1 protein-coding gene is annotated in these 10,920 nt (G+C 47.7%); it reads right to left on the bottom strand.

Going from position 1 to position 10,920, the window contains the following annotated elements; genetic code table 11:
- The coding region (locus ACFYU8_RS26585) for an amino acid adenylation domain-containing protein (protein ID WP_391365914.1) at positions 1–10,868 on the bottom strand (10,868 nt) is incomplete at its 3' end.
- Positions 10,869–10,920 lie beyond the last annotated feature (52 nt).

The raw sequence follows: 10,920 nt of genomic DNA, 5'->3' as shown, positions 1-10,920 counted from the left end.
AAGGACAAGGGCAGATGACCTTCCCGTGAAACAGGTACGATCGAAGCTCCTGATGTTTCTTGCAAAAAGCTTCCGAGTGCTCCGGATAGTTCTGCAACGGTTGGGTTTTCGAAAAGAGTACGGATAGGTACTTCTCCTGCAAACATGTCACGAAGACGGGAAATGACCCGTGTCGCTAAGAGAGAATGCCCGCCCAACTCGAAGAAGTTGTCCTGAATCCCGACTTTTTCGATACCGAGCACTTGCGACCAGATCGTGGCGACCAGCTCCTCCGTTTGGGTGCGTGGCGCGACATACTCTTGTGCAGAAGCCATTTGCCCCCACTCCGGCTCTGGCAGTTGCTTCCGGTCGATCTTGCCGTTCGGTGTGAGCGGCATAGCGTCCAGCCAAACAAAGACAGATGGAACCATAAACTCCGGCAATTTTGCTTTTGCCCAGACGGCTAAGTCAGACTCCTCTTCCCTACTTTCCTCTTTTGTCGTCACATACGCCGCCAGACGTTTGTCACCCAGCTTGTCTTCTCTTGCCGTCACCACGGCTTCCTTGACAGCCGGATGGGTTCGAAGGACAGCCTCCAACTCTCCCAACTCGATCCGATAGCCGCGAATCTTCACCTGATGGTCAATCCGTCCCAAATACTCGATTTGTCCATCTGGGAGATACCGTACCAAGTCACCGGTGCTGTACATCCGGGCATGCGGGTCAGCGTGGAATGGATTGGACAAGAATCGTTCTGCTGTTAGCTCTGGACGATTCAGGTACCCGCGAGCCAATCCTTCCCCGCCAAGATACAGTTCGCCAGGTAAGCCCAACGGTACTGGTTGCAGGTTGGCATCGAGAATATACGCTTGTGTGTTGGACAAAGGACGACCAATCGTCGGTTCTGTCGTGGCGCCTTTGGTGACCTGTACATACGTGGAGTAGGTCGTATCTTCAGACGGACCATACAGATTCCATACTTTTTCCACATGCTCTAGTGCATATAGACTTTGCGCCAATGTGTTTGGCAGTGGCTCTCCAGCTAGGTTGACCACTCGTACCGTCGACGGGATCGCGTTCATCCGCACCAGTTCTTTTGCCGCAGAGGGAACGGTATTGATTAGTGTCACTTCGTTGACTGCTGGCAGGCTCGGTACATGCAAGGCGTTGTCAGCCAAGATGACTTTCCCGCCGTAGCTTAAGGTCACGAATATTTCATAGACAGACAGATCGAAGCAGATAGAAGTGGAGGCGAGCACCCCACTCATTTCTTCCGCCGAAAAGACGGTTTTCGCCCAAGCAATACAGGCAATAACACTACTGTGCTGGATCGCTACGCCTTTGGGCAGACCTGTTGAGCCAGAGGTGTAAATGACATAGGAAAGGTTAGTTGGTACCACCAAATTTGGCAGATTCTCTTCGCTTTGCTCTGCAATATGTTCCCAGTCACGATCCAGGCAGATCACTTGTGCCCTATGTTCAGGCAGCATGGATAGCAGGCTTCCTTGGGTCAACAGGATCGCCGCTTGCGAATCCTCCAACGTATAGCCGATTCTCTCTTGTGGATAGGCGGGATCAATCGGTACGTACGCGCCGCCAGCTTTGAGAATACCCATCATCGCTACGATCATCTCAGTCGTACGTTCCATGAGAACAGCGACCAAGACCTCTGGGCCGATCCCTTGAGCACGTAGATAGTGAGCCAACTGGTTTGCTCGTCGGTTCAGCTCCGCGTACGTCAGTCTTTCTTCTCCGACGATTAAAGACTCAGCATCCGGTGTAGTTACTACTTGAGCTTCAAACAGCTGGTGCATCACTGCGTCCCGCACATATTCCGTTTCCGTTGCGTTCCATTCCACTAACAGCTTGTGGCGTTCCTTGTCTGTGATGAATGAAATGGCAGAGAGATGATCCGTAGGCTGAGCCATCATTGACTCTAATACTTTGATCAATTGAGCCAATACCTGATCCATGGTGAGCTGCTCGAATCGACTTGTTTCATAAATCAGCTTGAGCAATAGCTCTTCGCCAGGCGCCGCCACCAATGTCAATGGATAGTTCGTCTGCTCAACTGCTTTGATTGCGTTTAGCGACATGTCTGTATTAGACTGTGTTTTTGTACCAGACATGTAGTTCTCGAAAACGAGTATACTGTCAAACAACGCCTGTCCAAGCGGCACTTCGCTCCAGCTTTGAATGTCAACGAGCGGCGTGAACTCGTACTGACGTATCTCACTCTGTTCCTGTTGGATGTTCTTCAGCCAGTCGATCACCGTCATTTGTTCCGAGAAAAGCACGCGAACCGGCAGAGTGTTGATAAACAGCCCCACCATGGAGTCCACTCCACGTAAATCTGTAGGACGTCCCAGATTGGTTGTCCCAAATACCACGTCCGCCTCACCTGCGTAACGACTTAAAATCAACGCCCACGCACCCTGAACCAGCGTATTCAATGTCAGTTGATGCCTACGGGCAAAAGCTTGCAGACTCGCAGTTGTTTCCTTCGATAAAAGAATCATATGATCTGCGTATTCTTTTTGTTGTACAACCCTTCCACCTGGTTTCCCCATGCTAAGAGGAGTGGGTATTCGGAAACCCCGCAGATGATTTCGCCAATACTGCTCTGATGCCTCAAGACTCTGTTGCTTTAACCAGGCAATATAAGATGAAAACGGAGGAGCGACAGGAAGTTTTGCTTCGATACCATCAACAGCTGCCCGATAAAATACCAGCCAATCGTTTAACACGATCGGTGTACTCCAACCATCCAACAACATATGGTGAAAGCTCCAAACGAGCTGGCTGGTTTTCGAATCTAGACGAATCAACGACCAACGCATCAATGGCGGCTGAGCAAGATCAAAGCCTAGCTTCCGATCTTGTTCGAGATAGGTTTGTAAATTCGCTTCTTGCTGTTCTTTCGTTACGTGACTCCAGTCCAATTGTTCGACATGTGCTTTTACTTTTGTATGAACGACCTGATGCGGTTTCTCTAATCCGCTCCATAAGAAGGAGCTTCGGAGGATTGCATGTCGCTCGACAACTCTTTGCCATGCTTCTGAAAACATGTCCACATTCAAATGATCCAAATTCACGACCAGTTGAACGACATAGTCCCCGCCTGCTTGTTCATAAAGAGAGTGGAACAGCATCCCCTCTTGTAACGGGGTGAGCGTGTAAATGCTCTCGATCAGACGATTGTTTCCGATGACCTTGTCGAGGTTTTTTTGGTCCAACTCCGCCAACGGGAAATCGGAAGGTGTATAGCCACCTGCCTCTTCAGAGCGGCAATGGGCAATGATCGCTTGCAATGATTGCACGTAATCACGAGCAAGCTCTTCAATCGTTTGTTGTTCGTACATATCGCCGCTGTACGTCCAGGTCATTTCTAACTGATCTCCCGCCACCATGCTCAGGAAATCCAGTTTATGAAGTCGGGCTTCATCCTTGCTCAGATTTGATACTGACCAGTTCGGTATGATCTGGAACAAGGAAGCATCAGCCGTTTGATCCTGGTCAAATTGTCCTAAATAATTGAAGCTAATCTCAGGTTGCGCATAAGCTTTCAGGGTATTTAACGTTTGTTCATCTTTGCTTACGTAACGATGAATGCCGTAGCCAATCCCTTTATCAGGAATCGTGCGCAATTGTTCTTTGACTGATTTTATCAAGGAACTCCAAGGCGTCTTTGGCTCCATTTCCAGCAAGACCGGGTACATGCTTGTGAACCAGCCTACTGTACGAGAAATGTCCACGCCATCGATGATCTCTTCACGCCCGTGTCCCTCAACTGAAACATAGAGTGTCTTTTGCCCCGTCCAGTTGTTATATGCTCGGACCAACGCACTGAGTAACACATCGTTAATCTGAGTACGGTAAGCGGCTGGTACCTCCTGCAACAAGGCACGAGTCTCGTCCACGCCCAGCTTTACCTTTATTTGTACGGCAAGACCTTCTGTGTTCTTTCCATTAGGATGGTCAACAGGCAGGTTGAGTACATGACTTGTATCCAGATTCGCCCAGTATTCGTCGACTACGCTTTGCTGAGCGTACTGTGTCAACTGTTCCGACCATCGCTTGAAAGAAGTCGTCTTCTGAGGTAAATTCAGCTGTTGCAACCCTGTCAATTGTTGATAGGCCGTTTGCAAGTCTTCCAGAATAATTCGCCAAGAAACACCATCGACAGCGAGATGATGAATCGCAATGAACAGACGCTGTTTGGCCCCGCATTGGAAGTATGCAGCATGAAGCAAAGGTCCTTTTTCGATATCCAGACTTTCTTGTAGCTCGTCTGCGATGGCTTGCATTTGTTCCTCGATTTCCGTTTCAAGTACAGCAGTCAAATCTACAGCCTGAAACACGTCCTCATCCGAAACAACATCATGATATTGCTCCCATTTTCCGTTGACGTTCCGAAAACGCAGGCGCAAGGCATCATGGTGAGCAAGAATCGTCGCAAAAGCTTTTGCCAATAAACTCGCATCTATTTCTTCACGTACAGCAAGCATGACTGATTGATTCCAGTAGTTGACATGGCAAATTTCCTGCTCAAAGAACCACGTCTGAATGGGTGTCAGAGGCAATTCGCCTGTAACAACATCCTGCTCCATATGCACTTGTGGTGCATCCTCAAGAACAAATACACTTGCGGCCAATTCTGCCAATGTTTGAGAGTCAAACAAGTGCTTTGGTGTAAATCGGATACCCGCCTGATTGGCACGCGACACAATCTGAATTGTCAGAATCGAGTCGCCTCCCAGTTCAAAAAAGTTATCGTGAATCCCGATTGACTCTACCCCTAGAACTCCTTGCCAGATTTCGGCCAGCTTGTGTTCTATTTCCGTTTGTGGGGCGACAAAGCTGTCTTCCCATTGAGCTCGCAAGGCATCGGGTGCCGGCAAAGCACGGCGATCTACTTTTCCGTTTGGAGTGAGAGGCAGGGCATCCATCAGTATGATGACAGATGGCACCATGTAGTCTGGAAGTCGATCTTTCAAAGATTGACGCAATTCATTCGTCTGTGCCTCTTCTCCCTCATGAAGCACGGCATAAGCCACCAGTCGTTTCACTCCAGGCGTCAAATCTTCCCTGACGATAACCACTGCTTCTGAAACAGCTGCATGTGCATACAAAGCCGACTCTATTTCCCCCAGCTCAATCCTGAATCCGCGAATGCTTACTTGATCATCGGCGCGTCCAATAAACTCCAAATTGCCATCTACCAAATATCGAACCAAGTCGCCAGTGCGATACATCCGTGCCCCTTCATCTGTAGAGAACGGATTGGGTACAAAACTGGCTTCCGTCAGGTCAGGACGGTTCAGATAGCCGCGTGCCAAGCTTTTCCCCGCGATGTAAAGTTCCCCGACAACTCCTACAGGCACAGGCTTTCTGCTTGCGTCGAGTACATAGACAGATACATTGTCAATGGGACGTCCAATGGAAGGAGCCGCTTCTCGTTCTCCCTGCACAGGCACGATGCCAGCAGTAGCAACGACTGTATTTTCTGTTGGGCCATACTGGTTTACCAGCGTAAACGGTACATTCGCAGACGGATACTGGTGCAACGTATCACCACCCGTCAACATGTAGCGCAATGCTGATTCCGCTGGCCAATTCAAAGTAAGCAGGCTCTCTGCCAAAGGCGTTGGTAAAAAGCTGATCGTGATGCCTGATTCGACTAACCAATTACGCAGTTTTTCTGGTACGAGACGAATCTCTTCCTGTGGCAGGCAAATCGTAGCACCCGCCGTCAAATACGGCCAAATCTCCCACACCGAAGCATCAAAAGCTGTACCAGCTATTTGCGATGCACGGTCCGCAGCGATTACGTTGTACGCTCGCTGATGCCAATTGACTAGATTCAAGAGTGATCCGTGCTCGATCTCCACTCCCTTTGGCGTTCCTGTAGAACCTGACGTATAGATGACATAGGCGAGTTGTTCTGCTTTGGTCGTAACCGCTGGCGCAACCGAACTCATCTTAGCAATTACATGCCAATCTCGATCCAAGCAAAGGAACGTTGCAGCTCCTTCTGGTAATGCACCCACCAACCGCTCTTGGGTTAAGACCAAAGACATCTGTGAGTTCTTGATCATAAAAGCGAGTCGTTCTTGCGGGTAAGCAGGGTCCATCGGCACATAAGCGGCACCTGCTTTGAGAATCGCGAGTTGACCGATCAACATCTCGATGGAACGCTCCACGCAGATTCCTACCAAGTCTTCCGAGCCAATCCCTTGTTTTAGCAAGAGATGAGCGAGCTGATTGGCCTTCGCATCCAGGTCTGCATACGTGATTGCACCTTGCTCGCCTGAGACTGCAATCTGATCAGGCAACTTTTGTGCTATCTGGGCAACACGTTCGTGCACGCAAAGATCGCGGGAATAATCAACCTCAGTATCATTCCAACCGACGAGTAGCTGGTCTCGTTCCACATCACCTAACAGTTCAACTTCCGTTATTTTCTGCGCTGGATTGGTCGCAATAGCTTGCAAAAGATTGCGGAAATGCTCTGCCATGCGCTCAATCGTCGTACGATCAAATAGATCTGTACTGTATTCAAACACACCCTTGAATCCGTTATCCTCGTTTTCAATCATGGTGAGAGTCAAATCAAATTTGGTCGTCTTGTTGAGATTGACTTCATTCGGTGTAATGGATAACGTCTCGCCTTTACGTACACCCGTTGACATTCCCTGTACGGAGAAAAGCACCTGAAATAGCGGCGAGTAGCTGAGACTGCGCTCAATTTGTAATTCATCGATCAATTTTTCAAAAGGAATATCCTGATTTGCAAAAGCATCAAATGCCGTCTCCCGAACACGTCGCAACAGCTCAACGAATGTAGGGTCGTTAGACAGGTCAGTACGAAGAACCAGCATGTTGACAAAGAATCCGATGAGGTATTCTATTTCCTGACGATTCCGTCCCGCAACAGGTGTGCCTATCAGAATATCTGTGGTATGCGTATAGCGGTACATGAAGTGCTTGAATGCCGCTAAGAGCGTCATGAACAGTGTCGCGCCTTCTTGTCGTCCAAGCTCGCGTATTTTTTGCCCCACTTCACTCGGCACGTAGAAAGAATAATTGTCACCGCGATAGCTTTGCACGACTGTCCGTGGACGATCGGTCGGAAGTGGCAAAAGTGGTTCACTCTGGCCCAGCTTCTTTTTCCAATAGCTGAGCTGCTGCTCCCATACATTGTCTTGCCATTTCTCTCGTTGCCAGATTGCGTAATCCCGATATTGAATGGGTAAATCGGCAAGCGGTACTTCTGCTTCTTTGACTAATGCTTCATACACTGCGCTTAGCTCGTTCACCAATACATCCATTGACCAACCGTCTGAGATGATGTGATGCAGATTCATCCAGAGAACGGACTCTTGTTCCTCCAGTCGGATCAACGCTGCCCGCATCAACGGCCATTGATCCAGTTGGAATGGAGTCGCGCCATCTTCTTCCACCATACTCATCCATATAGCGTCTTTTTCCGCTGCTGGCATGTCGCGCAGGTCAGTGACAGGAAGTGACAAATGTACATTTGTATGAATCACTTGAACCGCTCGTCCTTCTACGTCCAAAACCGTTGTTCGAAGTGATTCATGCCGTTGGATGATTTCATTCAAAGCACGTTCCATTACATTCGTATCGACTGCTCCACGTAGATGGAATCCGACCGGAATGTTGTACATGGCACTATTCGGGATAAGCCGATCCAGGAACCATAGACGTTGTTGGGCATAAGACAGTGGTAACTCTTGAGAACTGTCCAATGAAAGCGGTTTGATCGGGCTTTGCTTGATCGGCTCCGCACCTTGGCGAGTGAATTGAATACGTTCAGCCAATTCTGCTACCGTCTGATAGGTAAAAATCTCACGCATCTGAAGCTGAGTCTGAAATAGTTTGGATATACGGGACAGCAATTGTGTGGCTAAAAGCGAATGCCCTCCCAATTCGAAAAAGTTATCGTGGATCCCGACTCGTGATACACCAAGAACCTCCTCCCAAATCCGGGCGAGCAATTCCTCAATTGGATTGCGCGGCGCACTGTACGCGTTGCCTGTTTGCACATTGCCATCTGGGCGTGGCAATGCTTTGCGATCAATTTTGCCGCTCGAGGTCAGAGGGAACTCTTCCATTTGAATGAATTGAGACGGAACCATGTAATCTGGCAGCGTTTGGCGAAGCAGTGTACGTAATGAGGCAACAGTCCACAGCTGATCGGCGATGATATAGGCGCAAAGATACGCTTGATCGTTATGATCTGTGTGTGCCACTACCACTGCATCGCGAATCGATTCTTCTTCGATCAACCGGCTACGAATTTCGTTCAACTCAATCCGAAAGCCACGAATTTTCACTTGATGGTCGATGCGTCCGAGGTATTCGATGTTTCCATCCTTGCGATAACGAGCCAGGTCGCCTGTACGGTACATACGTTTGCCTGCTTCAAACGGATGGGGAACAAAATTTTCGTTCGTCAATTCTTCATTATTTAGATATCCTCTCGCCAATCCAGCTCCGGCAATGCATAATTCACCAGGAACACCGGTCGGCTGTAATTGTCCATATTGATTGACGATATGCATTTGATAGTTGGCCAATGGCTTTCCAATGGGCACAGGATTTTCTATTAAATCTACCGTGAGTGAGTAGCAGGAAGCATAAATGGTAGCTTCTGTCGGACCATAGATGTTCTCCACTTTCACTTCTGGCAATACTTTATATACTTTTGGCGCAAGATCATTCGGCATTGCTTCCCCGGCAGCCATGATGTATCGCAGTCGGTTTCCCTCTTTTCGCCCCTCGAGATACTCGACAAACGGAATGAGCATAGATGGAACAAAATTGACATGCGTTACGTCATCATTTACAATCGTTTCCCAAATTTGAGCAGGTTCTTTCTCCGCGCCAGGTTCGAGAATTACCAGGCTGCCGTTGCCGGGAATCCAACCGAAGATTTCTGCGACAGATACGTCGAAGGTATAGGTCGTTTTTAACAAATACGCATCTTTTTCTTGTAGCGGATATTTCTCTTGCAGTGCGAAGATTTGATTCAATAGACTCGCATGTTCGATCATGACGCCTTTCGGTTTGCCTGTCGAACCCGATGTATAGATGACGTATGCAAGATTACTAGTTTGGGCTACATTTGCAAGATTACCCGGTACTCCCTGATAAAGCTCATCCGCCTCTAAATCAAATATCCGATCAGCAAATTCAATTGTCTCTACATAGCGTTTTTGGGTAAGAAGTAGCACACTGCCGCTATCCTGTAAAATGTATTCGATGCGTTCCTTCGGATGAGCCGGGTCGATTGGTAAATAGGCTCCGCCTGCTTTCAAAATCGCAAGAATTGCAATGATCATCTCCGTTGAGCGTTCTGTGAGCAAGCTGACAATACTTTCAGGTCCTACCCCTTTTGCACGTAAAAATGTAGCAAGTTGATTTGCCTTTTCGTTTAGCTCACGATAAGAAAGCTTTTGCTCTCCCATGACCAGCGCAATAAGGTGTGGTTGTTTCTCTGCACGCTCTTCAAAAATCTGGTGAATCAAATAATCAACAGGATAATTGCGATATGTATCATTAAAAGTATGGAGCTGAAGGTGCTTCTCTTCGGAATTTACCACTTCTAGATTTTTCAGAAGGATATCCGGTGTATTTGTCACTTGGTCCATGATAGTTGTGAGTTGTTGATTGAGGTCTTGGAGTTGATCTTCCGTAAATACGGATGCATTGTATAAATACGTAACAGTGAGGGTATCGTCTGAGGTGACCATTATGTTCAGGTCGTAGTTGGTTTGTTCAAAAGCATGCAGATTTGTGAGAGTGAATTCTTGGTTATATTGGTTCAGACGGGTCAAAAGCTCTGCGCCCATCGGATAGTTTTGGAACAGAATAATATGATCGATCAGTTGTTGATTTTTCTGAATGTCCGCTAGGGAAAGATAATGATATTTTTCCAGCGAGCTCGACTCTTCTTGTACTTGTTTCACCAGATCAGAAAACGTTTGGTTGTCTCTCATCTGAACACGGACAGGTACGGTATTGATGAAAAGTCCAACCATCTGCTCTACGTTCGGGATATCGCTTGGACGGCCAGAGACAACCGATCCGAATACAACGTCATCGATATTGCTTTGGCGCTGCAACATGAGACCCCAGATTGTACGAAAGAGATTGTTTACCGTTACTTGCAATTGTCTTGCGATTTTATTTAAGTGGCTCGTCAACGTCTGACCAATCGTGAAGACCAGCTCTGCTTGATTGTATTTGATTCCGGTACCCTGCTTTTGAATAAATGTGCTCGGCTCATAGCCACTTAAATACCGTGACCAGTTGACTTTTGCCTCTTCTGCATCCTGTTCCTCTAACCAGCTTATGTACTTGCTGTACGGATAAACTTGGCCGAGAATTCCTGGTCGTTCGTCTTTTACTTGTTGATAGATTTGGAAAAAGTCATGTAACACAATCGGAATGCACCAGCCATCGAGCAAAATGTGATGGTGACTCCAGATCAGTGTGTATGCATCAGAAGAGGTTTGGACAAGAGTGAGGCGAATGAGCACATCTTTTGCCAAATCAAAGTTTTTCTGACGTTCTCTTTTAGCAAAGTCCTCCAAAAAGACGGCTTGCTCTTCTTCAGAGAGGTGCGTGATATCTATCACCTGAACGTTTGTCTTTCTTTCCTTAAGTACAATTTGTCGCGGCTTTTGAACCTTCTCAAGGATAAAGACAGTTCGGAGAATATCGTGTCGCTCGATCAGCGCGTTTAAGCTTCGTTCGAGAATAGCTGGATCGATGAGTCCTCTAATGGTAAAGCGCAATTGTTCAAAATAGGACTCTGTTCCTTCGTCCAGGAGGGAATGAAATAACATTCCCTCTTGCATTGGAGATAACGGATATATATTGGCGATCTTTTTACTTGACACGTCTACTCTC

The sequence above is a fragment of the Brevibacillus sp. NPDC003359 genome, assembly GCF_042878995.1.
GTDB lineage: Bacteria > Bacillota > Bacilli > Brevibacillales > Brevibacillaceae > Brevibacillus.
Note: the sequence above shows the minus strand (reverse complement) of the source record. Positions and strands in the feature narration are given on the sequence as shown.